General features: G+C 39.3%; 25 protein-coding genes. 9 read left to right on the top strand and 16 right to left on the bottom strand.

Going from position 1 to position 26,847, the window contains the following annotated elements; genetic code table 11:
- Positions 1 to 21 precede the first annotated feature (21 nt).
- From EHE21_RS18095 to EHE21_RS18085, 3 genes are read right to left on the bottom strand one after another with little or no spacing between them, the layout of a single operon-like run.
- Positions 22 to 921 carry a dimethyl sulfoxide reductase anchor subunit family protein gene (locus tag EHE21_RS18095; RefSeq protein WP_194951451.1) on the bottom strand — a complete coding sequence of 300 codons (900 nt, stop codon included), beginning with the start codon at positions 919 to 921 and terminating at the stop codon, positions 22 to 24.
- A complete protein-coding gene (locus tag EHE21_RS18090) occupies positions 918 to 1,559 on the bottom strand; it encodes a DMSO/selenate family reductase complex B subunit (RefSeq protein ID WP_075673997.1) in 642 nt (213 codons plus the stop codon). Before EHE21_RS18090 ends, EHE21_RS18095 begins: the two co-directional genes overlap by 4 nt.
- Complete coding sequence (locus EHE21_RS18085; protein WP_194951450.1) at positions 1,556 to 3,976, bottom strand: DMSO/selenate family reductase complex A subunit; 2,421 nt, start codon at positions 3,974 to 3,976, stop codon at positions 1,556 to 1,558. Before EHE21_RS18085 ends, EHE21_RS18090 begins: the two co-directional genes overlap by 4 nt.
- 446 nt (positions 3,977 to 4,422) lie before the next feature.
- Between EHE21_RS18085 and EHE21_RS18080 the strand changes: the two genes are divergently transcribed.
- Positions 4,423 to 5,208, top strand: a complete 786-nt coding sequence (locus EHE21_RS18080; protein WP_088495979.1) for an AraC family transcriptional regulator — start codon at positions 4,423 to 4,425, stop codon at positions 5,206 to 5,208.
- A gap of 205 nt (positions 5,209 to 5,413) precedes the next feature.
- Positions 5,414 to 6,229, top strand: a complete 816-nt coding sequence (locus EHE21_RS18075) for a phosphoribosyltransferase (RefSeq protein WP_194951449.1) — start codon at positions 5,414 to 5,416, stop codon at positions 6,227 to 6,229.
- A gap of 207 nt (positions 6,230 to 6,436) precedes the next feature.
- On the opposite strand, the gene EHE21_RS18070 is transcribed toward EHE21_RS18075, so the two are convergent.
- Positions 6,437 to 7,927: an MFS transporter gene (locus EHE21_RS18070; protein WP_194951448.1), complete on the bottom strand. Its 1,491-nt coding sequence runs from the start codon at positions 7,925 to 7,927 to the stop codon at positions 6,437 to 6,439.
- A gap of 86 nt (positions 7,928 to 8,013) precedes the next feature.
- Between EHE21_RS18070 and EHE21_RS18065 the strand changes: the two genes are divergently transcribed.
- Positions 8,014 to 8,568, top strand: coding sequence for a TetR/AcrR family transcriptional regulator (locus tag EHE21_RS18065; protein ID WP_194951447.1), 555 nt, complete (start codon positions 8,014 to 8,016; stop codon positions 8,566 to 8,568).
- A 63-nt stretch (positions 8,569 to 8,631) separates the two neighbouring features.
- Here the strand turns inward: EHE21_RS18065 and EHE21_RS18060 are convergent, their stop codons facing one another.
- Genes EHE21_RS18060 through EHE21_RS18045 form a run of 4 tightly spaced genes read right to left on the bottom strand, consistent with a single transcriptional unit; the run spans position 8,632 to position 12,314 of the window.
- Entirely contained in the window at positions 8,632 to 9,387 is a 756-nt protein-coding gene (locus tag EHE21_RS18060; protein WP_194951446.1) for an ABC transporter ATP-binding protein, read from the bottom strand.
- A 1-nt stretch (position 9,388) separates the two neighbouring features.
- Positions 9,389 to 10,396, bottom strand: coding sequence for an iron chelate uptake ABC transporter family permease subunit (locus EHE21_RS18055; RefSeq protein ID WP_099076071.1), 1,008 nt, complete (start codon positions 10,394 to 10,396; stop codon positions 9,389 to 9,391).
- Positions 10,383 to 11,345 (bottom strand): ABC transporter permease, encoded by a 963-nt coding sequence (locus EHE21_RS18050; RefSeq protein ID WP_075674003.1) that lies wholly within the window; start codon positions 11,343 to 11,345, stop codon positions 10,383 to 10,385. Before EHE21_RS18050 ends, EHE21_RS18055 begins: the two co-directional genes overlap by 14 nt.
- A 9-nt stretch (positions 11,346 to 11,354) precedes the next feature.
- Positions 11,355 to 12,314 carry a siderophore ABC transporter substrate-binding protein gene (locus EHE21_RS18045; RefSeq protein ID WP_194951445.1) on the bottom strand — a complete coding sequence of 320 codons (960 nt, stop codon included), beginning with the start codon at positions 12,312 to 12,314 and terminating at the stop codon, positions 11,355 to 11,357.
- Positions 12,315 to 12,767: 453 nt separating this feature from the next.
- Here EHE21_RS18045 and EHE21_RS18040 point away from each other — a divergent pair, with 453 nt between their 5' ends.
- From EHE21_RS18040 to chbG, 6 genes are all read left to right on the top strand, one after another.
- A complete protein-coding gene (locus tag EHE21_RS18040; RefSeq protein WP_069369489.1) occupies positions 12,768 to 13,094 on the top strand; it encodes a PTS sugar transporter subunit IIB in 327 nt (108 codons plus the stop codon).
- Between the two features lie 94 nt (positions 13,095 to 13,188).
- Positions 13,189 to 14,547 (top strand): PTS N,N'-diacetylchitobiose transporter subunit IIC, encoded by a 1,359-nt coding sequence (chbC, locus tag EHE21_RS18035; protein ID WP_088494267.1) that lies wholly within the window; start codon positions 13,189 to 13,191, stop codon positions 14,545 to 14,547.
- A gap of 61 nt (positions 14,548 to 14,608) precedes the next feature.
- A complete protein-coding gene (gene chbA / locus EHE21_RS18030; protein WP_088494268.1) occupies positions 14,609 to 14,956 on the top strand; it encodes a PTS N,N'-diacetylchitobiose transporter subunit IIA in 348 nt (115 codons plus the stop codon).
- A gap of 1 nt (position 14,957) precedes the next feature.
- Complete coding sequence (chbR, locus tag EHE21_RS18025) at positions 14,958 to 15,815, top strand: transcriptional regulator ChbR (protein ID WP_088494269.1); 858 nt, start codon at positions 14,958 to 14,960, stop codon at positions 15,813 to 15,815.
- Between the two features lie 160 nt (positions 15,816 to 15,975).
- The gene (locus EHE21_RS18020; protein WP_194951444.1) at positions 15,976 to 17,331 is read left to right on the top strand and encodes a 6-phospho-beta-glucosidase; all 1,356 of its coding nucleotides are present in this window, start codon (positions 15,976 to 15,978) and stop codon (positions 17,329 to 17,331) included.
- A gap of 36 nt (positions 17,332 to 17,367) precedes the next feature.
- On the top strand, positions 17,368 to 18,129 hold the full coding sequence (gene chbG, locus EHE21_RS18015; RefSeq protein ID WP_194951443.1) for a chitin disaccharide deacetylase: 762 nt from the start codon (positions 17,368 to 17,370) through the stop codon (positions 18,127 to 18,129).
- A 217-nt stretch (positions 18,130 to 18,346) separates the two neighbouring features.
- Here the strand turns inward: chbG and EHE21_RS18010 are convergent, their stop codons facing one another.
- The 8 genes from EHE21_RS18010 to EHE21_RS17975 form a co-directional block, all read right to left on the bottom strand.
- Positions 18,347 to 18,898 (bottom strand): Ail/Lom family outer membrane beta-barrel protein, encoded by a 552-nt coding sequence (locus tag EHE21_RS18010; protein WP_194951442.1) that lies wholly within the window; start codon positions 18,896 to 18,898, stop codon positions 18,347 to 18,349.
- Positions 18,899 to 19,146: 248 nt separating this feature from the next.
- On the bottom strand, positions 19,147 to 19,635 hold the full coding sequence (locus EHE21_RS18005) for a hypothetical protein (protein WP_227718962.1): 489 nt from the start codon (positions 19,633 to 19,635) through the stop codon (positions 19,147 to 19,149).
- 17 nt (positions 19,636 to 19,652) lie between these two features.
- Entirely contained in the window at positions 19,653 to 20,336 is a 684-nt protein-coding gene (locus tag EHE21_RS18000) for a hypothetical protein (RefSeq protein WP_088494275.1), read from the bottom strand.
- Positions 20,337 to 20,360: 24 nt separating this feature from the next.
- Positions 20,361 to 21,917 carry a formylglycine-generating enzyme family protein gene (locus EHE21_RS17995; RefSeq protein WP_194951441.1) on the bottom strand — a complete coding sequence of 519 codons (1,557 nt, stop codon included), beginning with the start codon at positions 21,915 to 21,917 and terminating at the stop codon, positions 20,361 to 20,363.
- The gene (locus EHE21_RS17990; RefSeq protein WP_194951440.1) at positions 21,907 to 23,142 is read right to left on the bottom strand and encodes an ABC transporter permease; all 1,236 of its coding nucleotides are present in this window, start codon (positions 23,140 to 23,142) and stop codon (positions 21,907 to 21,909) included. Before EHE21_RS17990 ends, EHE21_RS17995 begins: the two co-directional genes overlap by 11 nt.
- On the bottom strand, positions 23,123 to 23,815 hold the full coding sequence (locus EHE21_RS17985) for an ABC transporter ATP-binding protein (protein ID WP_194951439.1): 693 nt from the start codon (positions 23,813 to 23,815) through the stop codon (positions 23,123 to 23,125). Before EHE21_RS17985 ends, EHE21_RS17990 begins: the two co-directional genes overlap by 20 nt.
- The gene (locus EHE21_RS17980) at positions 23,815 to 25,818 is read right to left on the bottom strand and encodes a vWA domain-containing protein (protein WP_194951438.1); all 2,004 of its coding nucleotides are present in this window, start codon (positions 25,816 to 25,818) and stop codon (positions 23,815 to 23,817) included. Before EHE21_RS17980 ends, EHE21_RS17985 begins: the two co-directional genes overlap by 1 nt.
- A gap of 9 nt (positions 25,819 to 25,827) precedes the next feature.
- Positions 25,828 to 26,844, bottom strand: coding sequence for a hypothetical protein (locus EHE21_RS17975; RefSeq protein WP_194951437.1), 1,017 nt, complete (start codon positions 26,842 to 26,844; stop codon positions 25,828 to 25,830).
- Between the last annotated feature and the right edge of the window lie 3 nt (positions 26,845 to 26,847).

The raw sequence follows: 26,847 nt of genomic DNA, 5'->3' as shown, positions 1-26,847 counted from the left end.
AAACAACAAGCTCAATTACAATTAGTGAATTGAGTAGAAAACATAACGCAACATAAAGTCAGCGATAATCGCGATAACGCAACCAAGTGCAAAAATAGACTCGGTTGTTTTACCTTGATTTTTAGGGGCTAGGAATTTCACTAAACTATAGCCACAAGCCAATACTGCAAAGGTTGCTAAGATCCAGCATGTAGTACGTAATGAACAAATGGAGTAATACACTTGAATAGGTGATAACGGGAATGTCACCGATTTTTGGCTATATAACGTGCTAGTTAAATATTGCTCATAAAAAGGTTGATACAGTAATCGACCAATTAAGCTAAATGCCATTATTCCCCATAATTGCCATTTCCAGCGCATTGGGAAAGAGTCTTGGGGTATTTCAATACCTAACTTACTGCCTACGCGTTGTAATACTTTGATCAGCAAAAAGAAAATAGCCGCGCCAAGTGTTAACATCGCACCGAAGAACATCACGTAAGTATTAGGATCCATCCATGTCAAAATGGAGGTATGGCGGTAAATCGATGCCATGCAATAAATATCAAATAATCCAATCAGAATGCTGGTGCTTAATAACAGCATTGAGAGTTTGCGAGTGCGCCAGAGCCATAAAAAGGTTAATCCTAGACAACCGACAAAAATAGCAGTGACGGCGACTTCACGACTTAGCCAAGCAGAAAAAACATTTCTAATGGCATTGGGGGCATTTAATGGCACACCTAAGTGAGTAATTGAAGCGATAGAGCCTAAACCAGCTAATCCACAAATAACAAATAAGGCTAACAGCATAAAACGATAGTAGCTTTCTGCATTGAGATAATGAGAAAGGCGACGAGCAAAAAGCCCTGTTGTTAGCGCAAGACCAATGGTCGCATTCATCATAAATGTGAAGATTAATAATGACCATTCATTCATTTTCTTTCTCCCTTATTATTAATTCCGTCATTATTGGCACCCTGATGTGGGTTAATAACAAGGTTTGGATGCGTTATTTCAGGGGAAGGTAAACCCGTGACATAATCTAAATCGCCATAGCGTTCACGCAGTTCATCAATAGGACCAAATTGGATTGCACCTAACGGACAAGTCGCAACACAAACGGGTTGTTCACCTTTTTGCTGTAAATCGATGCAAAAGTCGCATTTTGACATCTGTTTGGTTTCTGGATTCATTTGTGGCGCACCGTAAGGGCAAGACCACGCACAAGCACCACAACCGACACATTTGTCTGTATCTACCATGACAATGCCGTCGCCTTCACGCTTATGCATTGCTGTTGTTGGGCAGTTTTTAACGCAGATTGGGTCATCACAATGGTTACAAGAGATAGATAACGTGTAAGCAAAGACATTATTGACCAGCGCACCTTTAGGATTGCGGGTATAACCGCCGCCAGTGATTTCATAAACACGACGAAATTTGCGTCCAACATCGAGGTTGTTTTTATCTTTACAAGCAACCTGACACGCTTTACAACCTGAACAGCGAGCGCTGTCGATATAAAACCCTAACTGTTTGTTGCTCACAGCGGGATAAACGATAAATTTACTCATGCTTTTGCTACCTCGACCAATAATGTTTGGTGAGCATTGCCGTGTGCCATTGCGGTGCTACGGGATGATGTTAATACGTTGGCACATCCACCTTGATCTATGCCTTTTGCATCAGGTTGCCACCAAGCACCTGCTTGCAGGGCGACGACACCAGGCATAATTCGTTGTGTTAATTTGACGGGAACCATCGTGATCCCACGATCGTTATAGACTTTGACTTTCTCACCTTCTTTGATGTTTCTATCTTGAGCATCTAACGGGTTTAACCAGAGTTCTTGGCGCTGTACTTCTTGCAACCAAGGGTTGGCAAATTGTGTTGAGTTTGCGCGGTTACGCCCTTTCCATGTGATAAGTTGTAACGGGAATTTATCTGTTAACGTATCTTCAGGACCTTCAATGGCGGGAACATAGTGAGAGAGCGCAGGAATATCGACATTATTCATGTCATATAAACGCTTAGAGAAAATCTCAATTTTGCCTGATGGCGTTGGGAATGGATTATTCTCGATATCTTGGATATTTTTCTCAAACGCCACATTTTGAGTATGTGGACGATGTTTTAATAGATGACGACGTTTAACTAATAACTCTTTAAAGGTTGGAATACCGTCTTCAGGGCGTTTAACACTCGCGTCATCAACTAAATATTCAATCCAATCACGGTCAGTCTCTTTGCCTTCGCTAAATTGCTCACCTACACCTAATTTATCGGCAACTTCACGTAACCAATCGTAGTCAGTTCGACGCTCAAATTCAGGCTCAATCACTTTTTCAGAAAGAATAATGTAGTCGCCATAGCTCCATGTACCACCGATATTCCAGCGTTCTAAGAAGCTGGTTTCTGGCAGTAAAATATCGGCGTATTTTGCACTTGGGGTTAGATAGAGATCACTACAAACGATAAATTCTACTTTTGATTCATCTTCAAGTACTTTTGCAGCATGAAGAATATCGGTATTTTGGTTTGTCATGTAGTTACCCGCCATTGAGAAAATCATCTTGATTTCAGTATCAAGTTTCTCGGCGTTCAGTAACCCATTTTGTGGCGTGACTAAATTCTTATCTTCACACGCTTGTACCCAGTTGGTGATATTGATTTTCGCTTTTACTGGGTTAGTTAATAGGCTTGGCCCTGCAATGGTTTTACGCAGTTCAGAGTTTAATGCCATGCCATAACCCGCAGCCCAACCACCACGAACACCGACATTACCAGTGATAGTCGCAAGTAATGTCGCACCACGCGCCGTCCGTTCACCACAAATATGACGTTGAGGACCCCAGCCTTGCATTAATGCCGCCGGTTTTGTCGATGCATATTCACGAGCTAATTGCTTAATGGTATCTGCTGGGACTTTAGTGATGGTTTCAGCCCACTCTGGGGTTTTCTTAACACCATCTTTTTTACCCATTAAATAGGCAACTAAAGATTCATTTTCACCTACACCTTCAGGCATTTGGTGTTCATCAAAGCCAACTGTGTATTTATCGATAAAGGCTTGATCGTGCAGATTTTCGCTTACGATGACATACATCATCGCATCCATCATCGCGTTATCTGTCGTTGGCAGTAACGGGATCCACTGATCAGCTAAAGAAGAAGCGGTATCTGAATAACGCGGGTCAACGACAATAAATTTAGTGCCGTTTTTCTTCATTTTTTGGAAGAAATGGTTTGAATGACCAAAAATCGTTTCGTTAGGGTTATGACCCCATAAAATCACAAGAGGCGTATTTTCTAACGTATCGAGTGTGCTACCACTGGCGGCTGTACCGTAAGTATAAGGAGTGACCGCAAGGGTATTACCGTTACTGACTGAGTGATAGTTTTCCAGAAAACCGCCTGTGATATTAAACAGACGACGTAACATATTCGCACCAGAGAAAATACCGCCAGTAACACCGGTACTTAAACTCACAAAGCGAGATGCAGGACCATATTGCTGATTAATACGTTGCATATTTTGTGCAATAAGGGTGGTTGCTTCTTCCCAAGTGATGCGTTCAAATTTGCCTTCGCCACGTTTACCAACGCGTTTCATTGGATATTTTAAACGGTCTGGATGATAGACAAATTTACGATAACCACGGCCTCGTACACAGGCACGCATGATTGGCATTTCTTCATCTAAATCAGCATCTGGGCGTGTACTAATACGGGTAACTTTGCCGTCTTTTACATGGGCACGAATGTCACATTTACCGCCACAGTCAAAGCTACTACAAGTTGAAACAACGCGTTCACCATCTTCGGTTGTTATTGATTTTACTGGGATAGCGTTATCTGTTGTCGCAGCAAAAGAGTTTGATGCGAGAAAAGGAAGGGTGACTAATGCTGAGCTCGCTTGAATAAAGTGACGGCGGCTAACATCGTTGAGAATGCTCTTTGTATCACTATCGTGATCGGACTGATTGCTCATAATGAACTCTACCTTAAACATAATAGGCGGATCCCGATATACCCGATACTTGATATAAAGAATGTGCGTGATTTTTCTAGGCTATGAATAAAGGGAATGTCTGGTATCCGCTGCATTATTATTGAATGCATAGATAATTGCAGAATGCTCGAAATAACATCTGCGAGAGGGATAGTAGTTGATTAATCTTTTGCCAACATTCTAAAACCAGACAATGACATTCGAATTTCAGCCTATTTACAAGGGGTGTTAAAAGTTCGTTTTTTGATTGTTAATAGGGTTTGTTAAATAGATATCAAGAAGGTTTAAATTTCACATAAGGTGTTTTCGTTGTTTATTTAAATATATAACGATTTTAATTATATAGGTCATTATTTGCCAGTGTGTAGAGTGTGGGATAACTGCTATATTAAAAGAACGAAAATAAAAAGAGAGTGACCCAAATTGTGAGAAATGTACCTTTAAAAAGCGTTGATTCACTTGACCGAGATGTTATTGCGCTGGGTACAGACTATTTGCCCAATACGTTGTTAGAAACGCATCAACATCGCCGAGCCCAATTTTTATACCCTGCAACGGGTTTAATTGAAGTGAGCACAGATGATGGTGAGTGGGTCATTCCGCCGTCTTGTGGTGTGTGGATCCCACCAGAAACTGGGCATGAAACTCGTATGTTAGATGTGAGTACTCGAAGCTTGTATATCGAGCCTTCCGCTGCTCCTCGTCATAGCAAACAATGTGAAGTTGTCAGTGTTTCCCCTCTTTTTCGCCAACTCTTGCTTGAAGCCGTAGATGTGCCCGCAGAATATGATAAAAAAGGGCGAGATGGACTTTTAATGCAGTTAATCTTATGTGAATTAGCGAAAGCAAAACCGTTACCGTTTTTTGCACCTATTCCACAAGACAGTAAATTAGCTAAATTATGTCGTGATTTTATTCGTAACCCAAAAATAGATTCTTTACCGCAACAGTGGGCAGATAAATTACATAAAAGTGAGCGCTCTTTTAGCCGCTTTTTCCGCCAACAAACAGGAATGTCATTTTCACAATGGCGACAACAAGTCTGTTTATTGAATTCATTAACACAAATCTTATCGGGACGCGGCATCACCGAAATTGCCTTTGATTTGGGTTATAACAGCGCTGGTTCATTCTCGACGATGTTTAAAAAACAGATGGGACAATCACCTTCTCACTTTAGTATGGATGCACTGGATATCGATAGGTTTTAATAAAATAATTATATTATTTCAATTTAAAATGGATGAGTCGGATAAGTTATTAGTTTTAAAAAATAGATATATTATTATTTTAATTTAGAAGTTAATTTTATTTAAATAAGTAAAATCATTCTTCTTAATAAATATTTTATTTATAAAATAGCCCTGTTATCTTGTCGTTGTTATAATGCCATCTCTTTTTAGATGGAATATATTTGTGGGATTAATAATTAAAGAACAGTGTGTTATCGTGAAACATGATTGCTCTGATTGGTTAATAACCCAGCCAGAAGGAAATCCAACCATTGAATATGCTAATGACTTGAAAGTTTATGCTGTTTTTAAACGACAATTTCTTTCTGGTAAACAAAGTCATAATAGAAAACAGCGGTTTTTGGGAGATAACTGTCCTTTAATTTACGCATTAAAAGGAAAAAATGGTTTATATACAAATATTTCAAGTATAAAAAAACTTAATTATAGTTTTGAAATAATTTGCACTAAAATTATGAAGCTAGAATCACAAGGATATCAATTAATAATATCAATACCATCTGCTCATAACATTAGTTATATCATAGCAAAACGGTTGGCAAAAAAATTTAATGCGTTACATTTAACTAATACGCTAAGAAAAATTACAGTTAATAATGCTTTTCAACTGCTTGATAGTGCAAATGTTAATGTTAAAGAAGCTAAAAGCCTCGAATTTAAAATTAAAATACAAGAAAAAGAGGTTGGAAATAATGGTAATTTTTCACTAAAAGGAATTCCAACGAAATATCGGGATATATTTCCACCATTCATTTTAAATGAACACTTATCACTCTCTTATAAACGAATAAGAATACTACTTGTTGATGATCTTATGGCGACTGGAACAACACTAATTACAGCAAGAGAAATAATCGCACAACAATATCCTAATGCGGTTATACATGCTATTTGTCTATTTAGTTCAATGAAACGGCAAAATCAAAGGCTTGATAATATCAAGATAAAAAGATATAAAGATGACACAGAGTGTGCTTGAGTCTCCTCGCTCTCAAAATCCAGATGAGACCCGCGTAAGCACCTGGCTGAGGTCAGCTTGTAAAGAGCAAATATCAGTAGATTAGGCAGCGGCTAATCCTTCAACAGAATTGTTGTCGTAGAGAAATACCGAAAAGGAGAGCGTAAGCTCTCCTTTTACTTTCTAATTTCTACAAAAAATGTGCAGATAGTTATTATTAAAACTATTTTACTCTCGTACCTTATTACGCAAGCAATAAGGCAGAGCCACTAAGCTAAATGCGGTAATAATTGCCGTCGCGGTTAATACCACGAAAAAGGCATTTTCAAAGGCTAAATTTGCTTGAGATATCACAAGAGAAGCAACGTCATTGGGTAATTTCTCTGCCACAATCAACGCTTCATCTAAACTGTCATATACCGCATCATCAACCGTTAATGAATCGGGCAACATCAGTTTTAAGGTGTATACCGTACTCATCAAACTGCCCATAAATGTCACACCAATCACACTACCAAGCTCATAAGCTACATCTTCAATTGATGCCGCCATTCCCGCTTGTCTATCTGCCACACTCAACATAATTGACGTCGATGCCGTGGTAAAAATAATACCTAAGCCAAAGCCGATTAAGAATAAGCTACCAATTAATACCATTGGAGATGTTGTTTGATAAACGGCAATTAGCCACAGATTTCCCACTAAAGTCAGCATAAATCCGGCAATAATTAAGCGAATTTCGCCTAAACGCACCAAGAAATAACCTGCCAATGGAGAAGCCAGTACGGAGCCAATAGGAATGGGTAAAATCACCAGCGCTGCATTAAGTGGGGTAAAACCTGCGACAAGCTGTAAGCGTTGGCTGAGCAGTAATTCAATACCTACAATGATCACCATAGAAAGCACAGCCATTAAAATGCCAATACTAAAAAAGCGGTTTTTAAATAGCCCAAAATCAATCATTGGGTGAGTTTGTTTACGCTGACGTAAGGTAAATAGAGTGAGAAAGATCACTGCAATCACGGTGGCAATCATGGCTTCACTCCACTGTGTATAAGGTTTTCCTATCTCTTTTAAGGCATAAATGGCGCTGATCAAACCCACTAAAATCAGTACTGAGCTTAAATAATCAATTTTATGATCACCATGTCCTGAAAACTTAGGGATAAGCCAAAAAGAAAACGGTAATACAAACAGAACAATGGGAACGTTAATTAAAAAGACGGAGCCCCACCAAAAGTTATTTAATAAAATACCACCAATTAAGGGTCCTAACGCCGCACCGCCTGAGGCAACAGCAGACCAAATTCCGATAGCAATAGCACGCTCTTGTGGATCGCTAAAAACTTGGCGCACTATTGATAGTGTTGCTGGCATACTCATTGCCGCGCCCACAGCTAAAAAACCCCGAGAAGCGATTAAAGCGGTAGCCGAAGGTGAAAATGCTGCGCACAATGAAGCGAGTGCAAATAGCGGTAATCCACTAATAAATAATGTTTTATGACCAATCCTATCTGTGAGCATACCTGCTGCGGGTAATAATCCAGCAACAATTAATGGATAAGCATTCATTATCCAAAGTTTCTCTGATGCACTTGCGTTTAAATCATGAGTTAAACGTGGTAATGCGGTATAAAGCACTGTTACATCAACAACAATAAGAAACAGCATGCTAGATACCAAAAGTAATACTATCCAACGTTTATAATCTTTTATCATAGAAATCTCAGTTATTTTTATGTGTATTATTTTTACTAGCGGCTATAATATAAATCCATACGACCGTATTGAAAAGAGGTTTTTTTATGGGACGTCAAAGAACTATTGATAGAGAAAAACTGCTAGAAGCTATCTTCGATATTGTGATGGAGCAAGGCGCGGCAGCGTTAACGATTGATACTGTTGCAAAAAAAATGGGGATCTCAAAAGGGGGCGTTCAATACTGTTTTAGCAGTAAAGAGGCGATGATTGATGCAATGTTTGATTTCTGGGAAGAGAGTTATGAAACTCAATTTAACAAGATAGTTGAAAGTGATAATTCCCCTGACAATCGTGTCGCTGCACATATCCATGCCACACATCATCACGATAAAGTCTCTTTTGCCAAAGGCGCTAGTTTGATGGCGGCGTTGCTACAAACTCCCGAATATCTACAAAGTACCAAAGAGTGGTATCAACAGCGATTAGCAGGTGTAGATACAACAACAGAAGCTGGAAAACGTGCACGATTGGCATTTTTAGCGACAGAAGGCACCTTTTTATTGCGTTATTTTGGATTAATGGATATTGATGATAATGAATGGCAATCTATCTTTGAAGATATTGATTCAGAGTTACTTCAGCAAGGGAAAAGGCAATAAAAAAGCACGCTGTTAATGAGAAGAACAACATGCTTTTTATTGAAGATAATTGGCTAAATGGCATTAGTAATACATAGCAATTAGCTTATTATCGAGCTCTTTAACGTCAACGGGTGTGTCGAAAATATCTTCGATAATATCCGCTTTCATGATCTCTTTGGGTGAACCGTGATAATACAGTTGTCCGTTACGCATGGCTAAAATATAGTCAGAGTAAACAGAGGCAAAATTGATATCATGAATAACGATAATAATCGTTTTTCCTAATTCATCTGCGGCTTTTCGCAGAAGTTTCATCATTATTACCGCGTGTTTCATATCAAGATTATTAAGCGGTTCATCAAGCATGACATATTCAGTATCTTGGCATAGTACCATTGCAACATAGGTACGCTGACGTTGCCCACCCGATAATTCATCGAGATAGCGATGACGAAATTCAGTCAGATTTAAAAAGGCAAGTGACTCATCAATCACTTTTTTATCGTCGAGCGTTAAACGCCCTTTACTGTAAGGATAACGCCCAAAGCCGACTAATTCTTCTACGGTTAAACGACTAACAAACTGGTTTTCTTGGCGCAGTATTGAGAGATTTTTAGCAAGAACATCGCTATCAGTTGCAGCAACATCCATGCCGTTAACGCTTACCATGCCACTTTCAGGAAGTAATAAACGTCCAATAACAGAAAGTAGTGTGGATTTACCCGCGCCATTAGGGCCAATGATCGAAGTAATACCGCCACGTTGAATTGTTGTTGTTATATTATCGAGAACGGTTGTGTCTTGATAACGTTTTGATATTTTGCTGATTTCAATCATATTAAAGTCTTCTTAACACCAAATAAATAAAGAACATTCCACCAACAAACTCAATCACAACAGAAAGTGTACCTGTCATTTTTAAGCCATACTCTAAAACCAGTTGCCCACCGATTAAGGCGATAGTACCTAGTAGGAAGGCGACAGGCATCAAGAAACGGTGCTGGCTGCTGCCACTGATATGATAAGCAAGGTTAGCCACAATTAAACCCAAGAAGGTTAACGGACCAACTAAAGCGGTAGAAACCGCAACTAAAACGGAAATCAGCAACAGGATATAAGTGGTCTGCTTGCGGTAATTAATACCAAGGTTAATGGCATTTGCTTGCCCTAATGCCATCACATCAAAGCTATAACGCATACGCCAAAGTAAAACACCAACAACCACAATAATCGCTAAAGCACAAAAGATAAGATCAGGCGTAGCGCGGGTGAAAGTGGCAAACATGCGACCTTGTAAGATGGAAAACTCATTAGGATCCATCAAGCGTTGTAATAATGTGGCGGAACTGCGAAATAGAGTCCCTAAGATAATCCCAATCATCAGGACTAAATTAATGTTAAAGCGTACTGAGCTAAACAACCAACGATAAAGTACAACCGAAAATAGCACGAGCAATGTCGATTCTAAGAAGAACTTTGATAGGTTCAGCATCCACGATGCAGGCATATCGCCTTCAAAGAAGACAAACACGGTTTGTAGTAACACAAATAGGGCTTCTAACCCCATAAGTGAAGGTGTCAGAATACGGTTATTCGCGATAGTTTGGAACAATATTGTGGAAACACCCGCAGCAAATGCCACCACAATCATGGTGAGAATAATGTAAGCGCGGTGAGTCAGAATATAAGAGATATTGCCGTTTAGGTTTATCGTCATAAATAACACAATAGATAATAACGATGCCCCTAATAATAACCAGATACGAGACATGGGAGAGAGGCGCATTTTCTTATGTTCGACAGCGCCAGTACATTTGCTAATTATGGATGAATTAACTTTTTGCATAACGTTGCTGCTTTAGTAGTAAGAAAAGGAAAATAATGGCACCCACAGCCCCTAAAATAACGCTGGCAGGAATTTCAAATGGGTAGCGAATAAGGCGACCAATCACATCACACAGTAAAACAATCGCGCCACCACTTAAGCAAACCCAAGGAATGGTTTTACGGATATTATCCCCCATCACTAAGCTCACCAGATTGGGCACAATCAAACCAAGGAAAGGCAATGCACCGACGACAGAAACCACAACGCCACTGATAAGCGCAATGATCGATAATCCTATTATCATGACTTTGCGATAATTCAGCCCCACGTTAATGGAGAACTCTCGCCCCATTCCGGCAACAGTAAAGCTATCTGCAACCCAACACGCCATGATTGCCAGCGCTCCAACAAGCCATAACAGCTCATAACGGCCTTGTAACACGCTTGAGAAATCGCCACTGGTCCATGCATCTAATGATTGCAGTAAATCGAAATATACCGCTAAGAAGATGGTGAGTGCGCCAATAACTGCACTGAGCATAATGCCGACTAAAGGCACTATCAGTGTTGTTTTTAAGGTGATCCTTTGCAGAAGCAACATAAACAACAAAGTACCAAGCAGGGCAAAAACAGTGGCAACCATCATTTTGGTAAAGATGCCAGCAGCTGGAAAGAGCAGCATGACGACTAATAAACCAAGACTTGCAGATTGGGTGGTTCCGGCAAGAGAAGGCTCAACGAAGCGGTTTTGGGTGAGCAGTTGCATGATTAAGCCTGCAACACTAATGGCTCCACCGGCGAGTAATAATGATAGGGTTCTTGGAACACGGCTGATAAAGAAGATATCGCGCATATCGGGATCAGAAAAAAGCGAAGCAGGAGTAATATCTCCTGCGCCGACAAATAGACTGATCATTGAGAGGATAGCGATACCTCCTATCCCCAATGATAAATGGAACGTTTTCATTCAGTTACTTTATTTTTTTTGATCCAATGCCTGATTAATTGTATCCATTAAGCGAGAGTAAGTTTGGATCCCGCCAGAGATATAAATGGAACTTGCATCAAGATAGATAACTTGGTCTTTGTTCCAAGCGTTTACTTTTCTGACCAGTGCATTATCAAGAACTTGTTGAGCTGGTTGTGAATCTTCACGACCAATTGCTGCATCACGGTCAATAACAAACATCCAATCTGGGTTCAGTTTTAACAGTAATTCAGAGTTAACGATGTTGCCGTGAGAACCTGGGCTATCAAAAACATAAGCTGGTTCAAAACCTAATACATCATAGATAAAGCCAAAGCGAGAGCCTGGGCCATAAGCAGAAATTTTACCGCCACTGACTAAAACCACCATTGCTTTACCTGCATCGGGTGTTTTGGCTTTTACGGTATCAATTTTGCTATGGAAATCAGCCAGTAATTTTTTAGCTTGTTCTTCTTTGCCAAAAATTTGACCTAATGTTGTTATGCGTTCAGCAAGGCTTTCAACGAAACGTTTAGGATCGATATCCATTGAAATCGCAGGTGCAATTTCACTTAATTTTGCATACGCATCACGAGCACGACTACCACTTAAAATTAAATCAGGTGCTGTTGTGCTGAGCTTTTCATAGTTCGGCTCAAATAATGCACCTTCATTGATATAGTCGTTCGGATTGGTGTACTTCTCTAAGAATTTTGGTAAATGAACATTCGTTTGTGGAAGACCAACAATAGAAACACCCAATGCATCAATAATATCGAGGGTTTCCATATTCATCACAACCACTTTTTGTGGATGTGCAGGGATTTCAGTTGTCCCTTGGAAATGTTCAATCGTGAGAGTTTGTTTCTCAGCTGATTGTGCTGTTGATGTGTCTTGAGCGTTATCACAACCTGCGATAACAAGTGAAGAAAGCAGTAAAAACAGTGGGCTTAATGACTTTTTAAACATTCTCTTTCCCATATTGTTGCAACACGAAATAACACGGATCTTTACAGCAGTGGCCTAAATGTCGATCCACAAAGAAGATGATAATACCATCAAAAGCATAAAGAGTAATGATACTAATTCACATTCTCATAATAATAAAGGATTAACTTGACTAAAATGGCGAAATTTTGCGAGTGGTCATCGGTGTAAATGGAAAAGACAAATTTCGTGACGTGAAAGAACTCTTCAGATTATTTGCTCAATTTGTGAAGAGTGTCAAAAGAGTAGGTCAAGGAGAGACAATTCTTAACCTATAAGAAATATCGTTAACTAGTATCATTGCGTATACTTCATTCAAGCAGAAACAATCCTTATTTTAATCTTACTTCGGTTTCTGTACTGACACAGTAATGAATGCACAAGAGAAAGCCTTGTTATCTCTAGGGTAAATCGTTGCCAACTCAAGAGGGTTTTATGCAAAAGAAATATATTTACTTATTTTGTTCTGCTGGCATGTCAACATCTCTTCTCGTGACCAAAATGCGAGCACAAGCAGAAAAATATGAAGTGCCTGTGGTTATTGAAGCATTTCCTGAAACCTTAGCAGCACAAAAAGGACAGGATGCAGATCTGATTTTACTTGGTCCACAAATTAGCTGGATGTTGCCTGATATCCAAAAATTACTCCCTAATAAACCGGTCGAAGTGATCGATTCTTTGTTATACGGAAAAGTAGATGGCTTAGGTGTGTTAAAAGCCGCTGTCGCCTCTATTAAAAAAGCATCTGCAACAACAAATTAATTTTATTTTTTATTTTTTTATTATTTCTATTCCAGTCAAAGAGCGAATTTTTCAGCAAGCCGAGCAATTAGCGGCATTTTAAGGGTATTTTTCTATGAGTAAGTTTATTGGTTCACTTGAAAAGGTACTCCTTCCTTTTGCGGTTAAAATTGGAAAGCAACCTCACGTTAATGCAATTAAGAATGGCTTTATTCGTTTAATGCCGTTAACCCTTGCAGGGGCAATGTTTGTACTTATCAATAACGTTTTTCTTAGTTTTGGTGATGGCTCCTTCTTTTATTCTTTAGGTATCCGCCTTGATGCATCAACAATAGAAACGCTCAATGGTTTTAAAGCCATAGGGGGGAATGTTTATAATGGTACATTGGGGATAATGTCGTTGATGGCGCCGTTCTTTATCGGAATGGCATTAGCAGAAGAGCGTAAAGTTGACCCGATTGCGGCAGGTTTACTTTCTATTGCTGCCTTTATGACAGTCACACCTTATAATGCAGGTGGTGCTTATGCAGTAGGCGCTAACTGGTTAGGTGGGGCAAATATTATTTCAGGTATCATTATTGGTCTTGTTGTGGCTGAGATGTTTACCTTTATTGTGCGTCGCAACTGGGTTATCCGTTTGCCTGATAGCGTACCGGCTTCTGTTTCACGTTCGTTCTCTGCATTAATTCCGGGTTTTATTATCTTATCAATTATGGGGATTGTTTCGTGGGGATTAGCGACGTATGAAACGAACTTCCATCAAATTATTTTAGATTCTATCTCAACACCATTAGCATCAATGGGCTCAGTGGTTGGTTGGGCATACGTTATTTTTACCTCTCTACTGTGGTTCTTTGGTATTCATGGTTCGCTCGCACTTGCTGCACTTGATAGTGGTATTATGACGCCTTGGGCGTTAGAGAACGTCTCCATCTATACTGAGTACGGTTCAGTAGAAGCTGCACTTGCAGCGGGTAAAACGTTCCATCTTTGGGCGAAACCGATGTTAGACTCCTTTATCTTCTTAGGGGGTACAGGGGCAACACTGGGGCTTATTATTGCAATCTTTATCGCCTCTCGTCGTGCCGATCATCGCCAAGTGGCAAAACTGGCACTGCCAGCAGGTTTATTCCAAATTAATGAACCGATTATTTTTGGTCTACCTGTGATTATGAACCCTGTGATGTTTATTCCATTTATTCTTATTCAGCCTATTCTTGCCGCTATTACTGTGACTGCTTATTACTTAGGGATAATCCCACCAGTGACAAATATTGCGCCGTGGACAATGCCAACTGGGCTAGGTGCTTTCTTTAATACCAACGGTAGTATTGCGGCACTGTTATTAGCACTATTTAACTTAGGTGTTGCCACACTGATTTATCTTCCTTTCGTGATTATTTCAAATAAAGCTCAAACTGAAATTGAAAAAGAAGAAAGTGAAGAAGATATTGCCAATGCATTGAAATTTTAAGTGATAGAAAACACAAGTGCAGAGGTTTCTCTGCACTTGCCAGTGTCAAAGAGGAAATATGATGTTAGATATTGAAAATGCCGTTGATAGCAGTGCAACTGATGATGAATTTGAAGAGATCATCATGGGGCTTATCATTAATTCAGGTCAAGCTCGTAGTGTGGCTTATGGCGCATTAAAAAAAGCCAAAGAAGGTGATTTTGATGGCGCTAGAAAATTAATGGAGCAATCTCGTGAAGCATTAAATGAGGCGCATAAAATACAGACTCGTTTAATTGGTGATGACCAAGGTGTTGGCAAAACAAAAGTTAGCTTGGTATTAGTTCACGCGCAAGATCATTTAATGACCTCGATGTTAGCCAGAGAGTTAGTGACAGAATTAATCGAGTTACATGAGAAGATAAAATAAGATGAATACTGTGGTGGAGTCATTGAGAGCACAAAGCGAAATACGCATGGTCTATGAAGATCAGCTATTTAATGGCAAAAACTTTCATGTCTTTATTTATAATAAAACAGAAAGTGTCAGTGGATTGCATCAACATGATTATTATGAATTCACCATTGTATTAACAGGGCGCTATTATCAAGAAATTAATGGTAAAAAGATTTTATTAGAGCGGGGTGATTTTGTTTTTATCCCCATCGGCTCTCATCATCAAAGTTTTTATGATTTTGGGGCAACACGCATTTTAAATGTGGGAATTAGTAAAGCCTTTTTTGATAAACATTACCTCTCGTTATTGCCTTCTTATTTTATCGCTTCACAAGTTTATGAATTAAAAAATGAGTTTCTTTCCTATATTGAATCGGTCATTGGCTCATTAAATTTCCGCCATACCGAATTTAATGAATTTATTGAAATTGTCACCTTTAATGTGGTGAATAGATTACGACACCATCGAGAAAATAGAACGCAAGATGATATTCCTTTATGGCTAAGAGAGACTGTAAGCGAGATGCATGACAAACAAAAATTTGGCGAAAATGCACTGGTTAATATGGTAATGCTATCAGGAAAATCACAAGAGTATTTAACTCGAGCAACTCGGCGTTATTACGATAAAACACCGATGCAAATTATTCATGATATTCGAATTAATTTTGCTAAAAAACAATTGGAAATTACAAACTACTCGATAACAGATATTGCTTTTGATGCAGGTTACAGCAGTCCAAGTTTATTTATTAAGACATTTAAGAAAATAACCTCGCTGACCCCAAATAGTTATCGGAAAAATTTATACAGTATTAAAGAAACAAACTAATTCATTATTAAGCGTAAGAAATTAATCAACAATAAAGATTAATTTTATTGAAAATAGAGAGAAAGAAGAAAATAAGCTTATTTTCTTCATGGCTCTTTACGCCTTAATTTCGCCATTAATACACAAATAACAGCACTATTACGCTGTATGGGAGTATTTTATGAGTCATAAATTAAAAATCGTTACCATTGGTGGTGGAAGCAGTTATACGCCTGAATTATTAGAAGGTTTTATTAAGCGTTATCATGAGCTACCAATCACAGAATTATGGTTAGTGGACGTTGAAGAAGGGAAAGAGAAGCTTGATATTATTTTTGAGCTTTGCCAGCGCATGGTAAAAAAAGCGGGTATTCCTTTAACCATTTATAAAACACTTAATCGCCGTGAAGCATTAAAAGAGGCTGATTTTGTCACAACACAATTGCGTGTTGGTCAATTGAAAGCAAGAGAGCTTGATGAATCTATTCCTTTAAGTCATGGCTATTTAGGGCAAGAAACCAATGGTGCTGGTGGTCTATTTAAAGGCTTGCGTACTATTCCTGTTATTTTCGATATTATTAAAGATGTTGAAGAAATTTGCCCTAATGCGTGGATCATTAACTTTACCAATCCAGCCGGTATGGTAACAGAAGCGGTTTATCGTCATACCAACTTTAAGAAATTTATTGGGGTTTGTAATATTCCAATCGGTATGAAGATGTTTATTACAGATGTTCTGAAGCTGACAGAAAAAGATGAACTCTCCATTGATTTATTTGGCTTAAATCATATGGTGTTTATTAAAGATGTCATTGTAAATGGTCAATCCCGTTTTCCTGAATTATTAGACGGTGTGGCTTCAGGAACATTAACCGCAGGCTCTGTGAAAAATATTTTCGACCTACCATTTAGTGAAGGTTTGATCCGCTCTCTTAATATGTTGCCATGCTCTTATTTGCTGTATTACTTCAAGCAAAAAGAGATGTTAGCGATTGAGATGGGAGAATACTATAAAGGTGGTGCTCGCGCTAAAGTAGTACAAAAAGTCGAAAAACAACTGTTTGAATTGTATAAAGATCCTGATTTAAATATCAAACCGAAAGAGTTGGAATTACGCGGTGGTGCTTACTATTCTGATGCAGCCTGTGAAGTGATTAATGCTATTTATAATGATAAACAAGCTGAGCATTATGTGAATATTCCTCATCATGGTCATGTCGATAATATTCCAGCAGATTGGTCAATTGAAGTGACGGCTATTTTAGGGCGTGATGGCGCTAAACCTCATCCACGTTTAACGCATTTTGATGAAAAAGTGATGGGATTAATTCATACCATCAAGGCCTTTGAAATCGCGGCGAGTAAAGCAGCTATTAGTGGCGAATTAAATGATGCTTTATTAGCAATGAACTTAACACCACTGGTACTTTCAGATAAAGATGCAGAAGTACTTACGCGTGAAATGTTATTAGCACATAAGGCACATCTACCTAATTTTGCTAAAGCAATTGCTGAGTTAGAAAAAGCTTCTCATTAATTGTCGGTAGAGAAAAATAAGTAATAAGGAGACAGAATGGCTGGTTTATTAATTGTGAATGCGGATGATTTCGGGCTTAGTAAAGGTCAAAACTACGGCATTGTAGAGTGTTTTCGTCATGGTGTTGTTAGTTCAACAACGGCACTTGTCAATGCCGAGGGAATTGAACACGCAGCACAATTGCGCCATGAGTTGCCCGGTTTAGGTGTTGGGCTTCACTTTACTTTGACGATGGGTAAACCGCTGTCTCCTTTACCTTCTTTAACGCGTGAAGGTGTGTTAGGAAAATGGGTATGGCAAATGGCAGAAGAGGGCGATTTACCGCTTGATGAAATTCGTGTTGAACTTAAAGCACAATATCAGCGTTTTATTGAGATCTTTGGTTGTGCGCCAGACCATATCGATAGCCACCATCATGTGCATATGTTTAAGCAAATTTTCCCTATTGTGGCGGAGTTTGCCAAAGAAAAATCATTACCGATGCGTGTTGATAGACCACTTGCACACAAAGAAGGGATTGATACCCAAGGCGTGATAAGTAGTGATGGTTTTGATAGCCAATTTTATGGTGATGAAATTACTCAAGCGTTATTTTTAAAGGTACTTGATGAATCGAAAGCACGTCATGAACATTCTATTGAAGTGATGACACACCCTGCTTTTGTGGATAACCCATTGCGAGCAAGTGGTTATTGTTTTCAGCGCCTAACAGAGCTTGAAGTATTAACAGATAGCGCATTAAAGCACGCGATTTTGGAAAGAGGTTATCAGTTAGGAACGTATCAAGATTTAATGTAGTGGGTTTTTAGACAATCGGAGTCTGTGTTATTCCCTGGTGTGAGTCTTTGGAAATTATAATTTAAATTGTCTTTTCGCCTCTGTTTTTAATTAGACAGAGGCATTTTTGTTTTTACGTGTTTTCATTAAGTAATAAAAATTAAATTCTGAAAAGTAATTTTCTTAATATAATAATAAAATAAGCACATATCATAAAATAATATGTGCTTTATATTAATTAAAAACGATAACCAATATTAGCAACAAAACCATCTAAAATAATTTTGCTATCGGTGTCTTTAAATTTAAAACGGCTATTTTCATACCCAAGAGAAATAGAAACCATCTCTGCTGGGTTAACGATTAAACCAGCACCCCAACTAAATGCATTTTTCTTTATTTTCTTTAATTCTGAATTATCAGATTTAAATTGAATTTGGCTCATACCTGCAGTGCCGTAAACACTAATAAACTCATTTAAACGTAGTGTAGGACCTGCCATTACAGAATAATAACGTGCATTCACATCTTTAAAGAAAGTATTAACTGGCTTATTCAGATCATATTCATTTTGAGCATATGTTGCGGTTGCTAAAATACCAAACTGTGAATTGATTTCTTGGCGAATAGAAAAAACACCACCATGTATCGGGTTCTGTCCTGCCATTTTAACTTGTGCATAACCCGCTGAAATTGTAGTTTTATCTAATTTAAAATCGTTTTGAGCATAAACAGAAGAAGTTGCTAATAAACCAGTTATAAATAAAGTTGATAGTAAATTTTTTTTCATTAGTTATATCCCATAAGTAAAATAATAAGAACGCATTATTAAGCGGATGGGATTATAATAATGAGTTTATTTTTAATGGAATAAAAAATAGCACTCTTATTTAAATAAGGTTGTTTTATTAAAGTGCTCTATTAATCATTATATAATTAATAATATATAAAAAATATAAATCACTATTTAAATATATAAATCATAGTAATCAAAATAAAAGAAAAAGGCTCTCTAAATAATAGAGAACCTTTTTAGATTTATTTAAGTCCTAAATCACTTTGCAAACTAAGTACTTGATTTTGTAAGTTCTCTAATTCAAGCTGTTTTTCCATCACTGATTTTGATGGGTTATTTTGTGCCGCTTTCATTTGCTTATCAATTTCATTGATCTGCTTTTGAATATCATTTTGCCCTTTGGTTTTTTGGCGAATTTGATTTAACAGATTATTCATTGATTGACTTAATGCACGTTGACTCGCTTGTTTACTTTTTAGATCTGCATTGGTCTGCTGTTTTTCTTTTTCAATGGCGGCAAGAACGGCTTTAAACTCGGTGTTTAATGCTTGTTCATTACCTAAAATCGCTTTTTTTTGTTCAATGCGATTGTCATAAGTCCCTGAATAATTACAGTTAAATTTAGTAATTATACTGACATCACCCGTTGTTGGATCACAATCAGCGGGATTGGTGACACAACCGCTTAAGAGTAAGGTCATGCCAACAAGGGAAAGAGGTAAAAATTTCATTATCATCCTTTTTAACGTTAACTAAGTTTTATTGCTGTACGTTGGGTATAAAGACTATCAAGTTCTTCTTGTAAAGAGGTTACTTGTTGTTTCATCCCATTGATTTGTTTATCAAGCTGTGCTGTCTTTAGGCCATCTTGACGACTTTGCGCAGCGATATCACGCCATTCACCTTCACGTTTTTTCATATCCGCTAAACGAGAACGCAGTGCTGCGATATTGGCATCAATACCTTTTAATTGTTTTTCAGCTGTGGCTTTATTAAGGCGTTGTTGTTTCATATCTTGCTCAATTTTTGCCAACGCTCTTTTATCGTCGTTGATTACGGCTCTTGCGGTATTTGAGGCACTTTGTAGGCGCTGATTCTCTTTTTTTACATCCTCTATCATCGAGTTGAGCATTTCTTCTTTCGAGGCATAATTTTGGCGCTTATTGTCTAAATAAGCATTTGCACCAATACCGACACCACAACCCGCGACCGCCGCGATAATCATACAGGCGCCTTTGTTATCAACATTAGCGACTAGGCAACTTAATGCACCAATAGCGGCACCACCAGCACAAGCCCCAATGCCAGATTTACTGAAAAACTCCATGTCACTGTTATTTTTCAAACGTGGATCAGCACCGCTATTACTTTGACATCCTGATAAGGCGAGTATGGCACTAATGCCAAGTACCGCCATGAGTCGTTTATTCATACCACACCTATCCCAAAGTCTCTGTTATTGTTTTTTGCACGCTTCAAGCCATTCGTTCCGTGAAACTTTACCGTTAGCCCAATATCCTTGGAGTCCCTGCATATACGTTGAAAGGTACGTATTTAAATTTGATTTGCCTCTGGCTTCCATTAATTGACGTACAACGTCAACTTGAGGTTTTACTAAAGAGGCATCATACGTTGTTGCCATATCCACTAATGTGTCTGCGTAATAACTCACGACAAAGTCGAGGGTTTTCTTATGTTCGTTAACTTGCTCTTGGCGTCGTTCACATGTGGCATCTTTTGTGCCAGCAGGGCAATTTTTCTCATGTAGTGCAATTAATCGATCATAGAACTCGCCATCATCTTTTAATTTAGTACATAAAAAAGCGCCTAATTGCAGTGAAGTACGGATAGCTTGATCACGTTGCTCATCACGCAGTTGTGCATTTGCTCGTAATGTATTTTTTAATTCAGCTAACTGTTTTTTCAGCGCTTCATCTTGTACTTGGGTTGAGAGCGTATTCAGGCTATTAATGGAATTATCGCTATTAGTTTTTGAGTTATTGCTCGCTGGTTTCTCATTCCCTAATTGTTGCCACTCTTTTTCTATCTCTTTAATTTTGTCACGTGATGTCAATGCAGGGGCAACAATGGCTAAACGAAAACCTGTATATTTGTTTTTATTTGCACCGGTGTTTGTGTAATAAGGCTCTTCTTGACGCCATGAACTGCGCATATCGCTTTCTGGGGTAAGATAGCTACCACCGCGCACAATAAATCCACCTGCTTGTCCGTGTAAGCGGTCGAGTTTATTTAATCTAAAAGGCTCAAACATCATTTCAGCAACATTACCCAACATGTCATGTAATCCTAATGGATTGGGTGATAACAAACCGGTGAGCTGTAATGAGCCATTAGCGGATTGACTACCCGCAGACCAAATATAGTTTTTGGTGCCTTCTGGCATTGGGAAACGCATATCACGAAACTCTGAAGCGGATACTTTTAAACCGCCACGTGCCGCAAATTCCCACTCAGTTTCTGTCGGTAATCTTGCGAAGCCTTTTGCGCCATCTTCAACAGGTAATGCTTCGGGATGATTGCTTCTTAGCCATTGGTTGTATTGGTCAGCAAATTGCATCGCTTCATACCAACTGATATTCACTTTTGGTAAACGTAATTTATTTGAAGCAACGGGGCACTCTTTACCATTAATCACGCTCTGCATGGCGTTATATTGCAGATCGGTAACGGGGTATTTCGCCATAAGGTAGTAACGACCTTTTTCTTTGCCTTTTAATGGAAAGCTACCCGCAATATGTTCTGCTCGAGATTGTTCTAAATAGCCCCATTCATCACCTTCTTGCCCTAAGGTCACACTGTAATCTTGTAATGGCTGGCTTAAGGGTATGGTTACTTGGCGAAAAACCATTGAACCTTCACAAGGGAAAGGCAAAGTAACATCATCAGGCAAAGCTTTAGGGTTAACAAATTTATCATCCCATTTGGCAGATGCGGTAAAACTGCTAGATAACAGCGCGAATGATAAAGTTAGAAGCGATAAATTAAATTTCACGTAAGCTCTCCGCAGGTTCAATCGAAACGGCACGCAGTGCACCAATACTTGCCACTATTAAGGCGACAAGTAAGGCACTACACATGGCAATCAATAAATCCCAAAACGTTAACTGACAAACAAAAGCTTGTTCAGGTAAATGTGTGCCTAATAATGTGGTGAATAAGGCGCTACCGATGCCATAAAGCCCAAGGGCTAAAATAAAGGCAACGCTTGTTAATAGCAGTGCTTGCAACACAATGTATAAAGAGACTGCAAATTGACGAAAACCCAATAGGCGTAATACCGCCATGTCTTTACGTTTACGGTCAATATTGGCAAGGAATGCACCAATTAATGAGGCTATACAGCCTAATAGTGATACCCAAGCAATCACGGAAAAAATAACGTTAAGGACGTAGCTGATTGCTTTTACAGAGTCTATTTGGCTTTTTTGTGTCATCACATCAATGTGTTGTTGTCTAAACCAATCATCTAGTGGTGCAATGGCATCTAAATTTTTTGCATAAAGGCGAGCTTTAGCAAACTGAGTTCTTGGCTTCGCTTCAAAGCCTTCTGTTACGCCAAAAAGAGGCGCTTGATAACCATCACGGTAATCTTCCATTGCCACTAAAACATCAAGAGAAACAAAGGCTGCCGCTCTTGAAAATTTGCTATCGCTGATAATGGCGGCAACAGTAAAGGTACGCTTGGCTCGTTCATTGACACCATTAAGCTTACGGCTGATAAATAAGCGCACACTATCGCCTACATTTGCTTGTAATTTTTGTGCTGCATTAGCAGAGAGCACTAAGGTGTCGGCATTTTGGGGAATTGCGACACCCTCTAATAAGGGATCGTTTTCTGCTGTCGGGATAACTTCAGCATTATCAATAAAACGTTGCCCATCAATCACAATATCGGCTTGAGTGTTTAAGCTACGTGTTAATGGGATAACAAATCGAACCTCATCTTTACGTGCAATATCATTAAACCAATTTTGTGGATAATTACCATTGCCTAACATACGTATTTCAAGGTTACGCGGATCATTGAGGAGTTGGTTGTGAAGCTGCGTCACAATACCGTTTTTTAGCCCAAACAGCAGTAGCAGTGGTGCGATAACTGAGACTAAAGAGAACACAATACAGAGTGCGACTTTGCGATCATAAATTAAGTCGCGCCAAGCGAGTGAACTGAGTAAGCCAAGGCGATTGGGATTAGTGTTATTGTTTGATAAAGACACTACCGCCCCCTTGTAGTTGTGCGTGATAGTGGCTAAATCCAAAACGCTCGACTAAAGACCAATCGTGACTGACAACCAGTGCAGAGATATCGAGCTGTTTTACCATTTCAACAATCAATGCATACAACGCTTGCGCATTATGAGGATCGAGAGCGGCTGTAGGCTCATCAGCAAGTAATAGAGCGGGCTCATGAGCGATAGCACGAATAAATGCAGCGCGTTGACGTTCACCAATGGAGAGTTGGCGAGGTAGACGACTCAGTAAAGGGCGTAATTGCAGATGGTCAATGGCGTGATCAAGCCAAGCAGAGTGCGGTGTTAATCCCAGCATCTTACGAGGTAATTGAATATTTTGCATGACGGTTAAAAAGGGAAGTAATCCGCCACTTTGGAGCATAAAACCCAATTTCTCAGCACGTAATGAAGCGAGTCGAGCTTGTTCATTACTTAACACCGCTTGTGTGATAATTAAATCGTCACCGAGTTGAAAATGAGTTAATTCATCAGGGCGTAAGATTAACCCTATCATTTCCAATAAGGTACTTTTACCACAACCACTTAATCCCGTTAGCGCGCCGATTTCCCCTTTTTCAAGGGTTAATGAAGGAAGCGCAACACGAAAACCATGTTGCGCATCACCACGCGTAATTGCCATGCCTTCAATCTGGATCATTAAGGCAAGTTTTCCAGTGGAACAGGATAAACGTGATCGCGAGGATCGCTTTGTGGTGCAAGGGATATCCAACGATCAACATCTTCATTATAACGTTGATAGTATTGTAATTTCGTATTTAGACGACGAATAAATTTCTCTTGCGCAAGACCATCCCAGCTTTTCCATGTCTCTTCATCTAAGCCAAGCACTTCACTTAAATAAGGGAGATTTTCGACATACTCACCCAGTAAGCCCATTTCACCTAATTTGGTCGCTGAGCCTTGTTTGATTTGATTTGGATCGTTACCCATCGTGGCGGCAATCGAACGTAAATCAGCAAACATATTGTCAGGAGAGATCAAACCTTCATTAGCGGCATTCACGATTTTTTTCATCACATCACTTAAATCGCTCAGCTCACTTTTAGTCAGTAAAACCTGCACTTCTGTTGTTGGGATATTTTGCTGTAATAAATCCCGATCACTTATCCATGCTTTAAAAACAGGAGGTGCTTTTGTACCTTGCTTCTCACCTAAATAAGCTAAACGCATTGCATAGCCTAAATCGTGTGCATCATTCAGTAAGGTATCTGTCTCTTTATTCTTGCTATAAGTAGGATCGGCATTTAACGCACTACCCACGGTGGCTTCGCCACGATAAGCGGTTTGAATTTGAGTGGTTACAGCGGTTGCTAAGCTGTCTACCATACGACCAAAACTATTCACATCCCCAGAGTTGATAGGGTAGTAAAGCGATTTGTGTAAGAACGGATTAAGCGTTAATGCTTCATATTGTGCTTGTGCAGATGCGTGATTTTTTGCACCTGATGGCGTTTTTAAATGCAGTGTATAAAGTGCAACACCGCGATAAGCTGCTTCTTGGCGAATTTGCTCTGCGTCGAGCTTAGTGGATGAAAGAGGATCATCTCCCGTTAATGCACCTGCATCAGTGATTAAAATAACGTAACGCGCACCAAAACGTGTCCAATCAACATCATCAAGCGCTTGCATTACACCAGCATAAGCATCTTCATCAAAACGACTACTTGAGACTTTAGCTTGGCGTAACTCTTTAACTTTATTTAGGAAATCAGGGCCATCTTTTACATCATTGGGGTTTACAAACATTTTACTGTCGTATTCCAATGCAGGGACGGCTTTGGTATTAGAGCGAAATGCTACTAAACCAAATTTTACCTTATCCAACATGTTGTCTTTTTCGACTTGTGCATAAACCTTTTGAATCGCTTCTTTGGTTCTATCAATGTAAGGGTCCATTGATATGGTCGAGTCGATAACAAACACGACTGCGGCAGAAAAACCTTGCATCATATTGTCAGCATCTTTGCTGTTAGGTGTTGCAGGTTTTGTATTGTTTGCCGTTGCATTCGCATTCTGTGCTTCTTTGCTATCTTTGGTTTGTGAAGAGACAGAAGCCACATTGAGGACACGCACTTTATAGCCTGCATCAGTAAAGACTTCATCTGAGCCTAATACAGGTAACAGATAAAAATTGCTTTTCTGATCAATCATATAATCGGGCTCTTTTGCTAAAACAGCCGGATTCACTTTCTGGTTTTTGATATCTGCTAAAAAGGGCTTGTACTGTTTTTCAGGTGTTGGGCTTTCAAGTAAGCTTTCAACCGTTTGCTTATCTTTGAAAAACAGCATTGGGTTACGACCCGCAGGGTTAGTAAACGCGAGTGTTAACTGCATTTTCCACTCTGAGGTACAACTTGCATTCATCCAACCACTGATATGACCTAAGCTATCAGGGCCAACTTGTAACCACTCATTGGCACCTTGTTTTTGGCGCTGATAAACATAAAAACGGCTAAATGCAGGTTGCTCTTTACCTTTTGCGCCAACAGTGTCAGCAACTTGGCAACCCGGGTAAGTTAATACACGTTGATAGAGAGTCTTTTTACCCTCTTGTAGTAACGGCTTTTTCTCTTCAGCACTTGCTGGCGCTGTCAGAATTAAACCGCTGAGAATAAGAGTAAGCCAATGCGCCTTTTTCATGCGACTTTCCTATTTTTTCAAAGCTTCAAGACGCGCTTTTGCGTCACTGTTTTGTGAGTCGTGATTAAGAACCGCTTCGTACCAATAAATGGCCGTTTCTTTGTCTGCACCAAAGCAACCTTGTGCTGACGCGGTTTCTGGATCGTATTCACGAGCGTAATTCAGTGCGATATCAACATCACCTGATTGTGCTTTATAAGCATATAAACGCTGAGCAACATCACATTGATTGTTCTGTTTCGCTTGTTCAATAGTTGCAAGGATAGTTTTGCTATCCGGTTGGCTCTGTATGCAACTTTGTACAAAGGCTAATGCGGTACCCGATTTCATATTTTCGACACTGCATACACTCGGTGTTGCGGGTTCGGGTGTCGGTTGTGGTGCTGGCTCGCCAGCAGGATTACCTCTTAGTAAGAAGAACCATGTTAAGACACCCGCTAAAATTAAGATCAAGATAATGGCTAAAATTAAGCCAATTTTTGATTTCTTCGGTGCAGGTGGTGTTGGTCGTTGTGGCGGTTCATCCACGTTGATTTCAGGGATAACCGGTTCTACTTCTTCAGGCTCAATTTTGAGAGGTTCTGGCTCTGGCTCCGGTGGTGTTTCTTCAATAATAGGAGCAGGCGGAACTGGCTGATTATCTAATGTCGCTGTTGATTTTAATGCTTCACTCTGACCTTGCGCTTGTGAGGCTAATACGCCATCACGAATACGTAATCGCCCGATATCTTGTGTTTCGTTATCGTCTTTTAACGTAAATTGATACGCCATTTGTAAATTACTAACGAGGGGATCAACGAGCGTTTTATCAAGAATGATTTGATAACCATCATCAGCATCTTCAAGTGAAAGCTGGTGGAAAAAGGCATTACCTACCCATTCCCCTTTATCATTTAAGAAATAGCGATCTTGGTTACGCTGAATGCTTAAATAAACAGGGGAAGCGTCACCTTCCCAATTACGAATACTTAATACCGCAAAGCCGGGACGAGCAGGTTGTACGGGTTTTAATTCTGGATTAAACACGAA

It is taken from the genome of Proteus sp. GOKU, assembly GCF_015475555.1.
In the GTDB taxonomy this organism is placed as follows: Bacteria; Pseudomonadota; Gammaproteobacteria; order Enterobacterales; family Enterobacteriaceae; genus Proteus; species Proteus mirabilis_B.
The sequence above is the reverse complement of the archived record's forward strand: the minus strand, read 5'-3'. Positions and strand labels throughout refer to the sequence as shown.

Coding starts and splice junctions, on each gene's coding strand:
- EHE21_RS18095 (WP_194951451.1), bottom strand. CDS start 921: ATGAATGAATGGTCATTATTAATCTTCACATTTATGATGAATGCGACC.
- EHE21_RS18090 (WP_075673997.1), bottom strand. CDS start 1,559: ATGAGTAAATTTATCGTTTATCCCGCTGTGAGCAACAAACAGTTAGGG.
- EHE21_RS18085 (WP_194951450.1), bottom strand. CDS start 3,976: ATGAGCAATCAGTCCGATCACGATAGTGATACAAAGAGCATTCTCAAC.
- EHE21_RS18070 (WP_194951448.1), bottom strand. CDS start 7,927: ATGATAAAAGATTATAAACGTTGGATAGTATTACTTTTGGTATCTAGC.
- EHE21_RS18065 (WP_194951447.1), top strand. CDS start 8,014: ATGGGACGTCAAAGAACTATTGATAGAGAAAAACTGCTAGAAGCTATC.
- EHE21_RS18060 (WP_194951446.1), bottom strand. CDS start 9,387: ATGATTGAAATCAGCAAAATATCAAAACGTTATCAAGACACAACCGTT.
- EHE21_RS18055 (WP_099076071.1), bottom strand. CDS start 10,396: ATGCAAAAAGTTAATTCATCCATAATTAGCAAATGTACTGGCGCTGTC.
- EHE21_RS18050 (WP_075674003.1), bottom strand. CDS start 11,345: ATGAAAACGTTCCATTTATCATTGGGGATAGGAGGTATCGCTATCCTC.
- EHE21_RS18045 (WP_194951445.1), bottom strand. CDS start 12,314: ATGTTTAAAAAGTCATTAAGCCCACTGTTTTTACTGCTTTCTTCACTT.
- EHE21_RS18040 (WP_069369489.1), top strand. CDS start 12,768: ATGCAAAAGAAATATATTTACTTATTTTGTTCTGCTGGCATGTCAACA.
- chbC (WP_088494267.1), top strand. CDS start 13,189: ATGAGTAAGTTTATTGGTTCACTTGAAAAGGTACTCCTTCCTTTTGCG.
- chbA (WP_088494268.1), top strand. CDS start 14,609: ATGTTAGATATTGAAAATGCCGTTGATAGCAGTGCAACTGATGATGAA.
- chbR (WP_088494269.1), top strand. CDS start 14,958: ATGAATACTGTGGTGGAGTCATTGAGAGCACAAAGCGAAATACGCATG.
- EHE21_RS18020 (WP_194951444.1), top strand. CDS start 15,976: ATGAGTCATAAATTAAAAATCGTTACCATTGGTGGTGGAAGCAGTTAT.
- chbG (WP_194951443.1), top strand. CDS start 17,368: ATGGCTGGTTTATTAATTGTGAATGCGGATGATTTCGGGCTTAGTAAA.
- EHE21_RS18010 (WP_194951442.1), bottom strand. CDS start 18,898: ATGAAAAAAAATTTACTATCAACTTTATTTATAACTGGTTTATTAGCA.
- EHE21_RS18005 (WP_227718962.1), bottom strand. CDS start 19,635: ATGAAATTTTTACCTCTTTCCCTTGTTGGCATGACCTTACTCTTAAGC.
- EHE21_RS18000 (WP_088494275.1), bottom strand. CDS start 20,336: ATGAATAAACGACTCATGGCGGTACTTGGCATTAGTGCCATACTCGCC.
- EHE21_RS17985 (WP_194951439.1), bottom strand. CDS start 23,815: ATGATCCAGATTGAAGGCATGGCAATTACGCGTGGTGATGCGCAACAT.
- EHE21_RS17980 (WP_194951438.1), bottom strand. CDS start 25,818: ATGAAAAAGGCGCATTGGCTTACTCTTATTCTCAGCGGTTTAATTCTG.